Source organism: Halomonas sp. ND22Bw, from assembly GCF_003011945.1.
GTDB classification, from domain to species: Bacteria; Pseudomonadota; Gammaproteobacteria; order Pseudomonadales; family Halomonadaceae; genus Halomonas; species Halomonas halophila.
The window spans coordinates 1-328 of sequence record NZ_PXWD01000467.1 but is presented as its reverse complement, the minus strand read 5'-3'; the positions used below and the strand labels follow the sequence as shown (position 1 = coordinate 328).

General features: G+C 71.6%; 1 protein-coding gene. It reads right to left on the bottom strand.

All coding sequences use genetic code 11. From position 1 onward, the window contains the following. On the bottom strand, positions 1-328 hold a 328-nt coding region (locus CVH10_RS18965; protein ID WP_146143078.1), incomplete at both ends, for a zinc-binding dehydrogenase.

The window sequence follows — 328 nt, the reverse complement described above, 5'->3', positions numbered from 1 at the left end:
GGTCATCTTCCAGGCGTTTTCCAGCGCCCGGACCGAGCCGGCCATTTCGAAGGCGAAGTCGGCGCCGCCATTCGTCAGGGTGCGGACCTGATCGACCGCATCGGGGGCGGCGGCGTTGACGGTCAGAACCGGGCCCAGGCTGCGGGCCAGGGCCAGTTTCTCCTCGGACAGATCGACGGCGACGACGGGGCTGGCGCCCGAGGCCAGTGCGCCGAGCACGCTGGCCAGGCCCACGCCGCCCAATCCGATGACGACGACGCTCTGGCCCGCCTTGACCCCGGCTGTGTTCACCACGGCCCCGACGCCGGTCAGGACGGCGCAGCCGAAC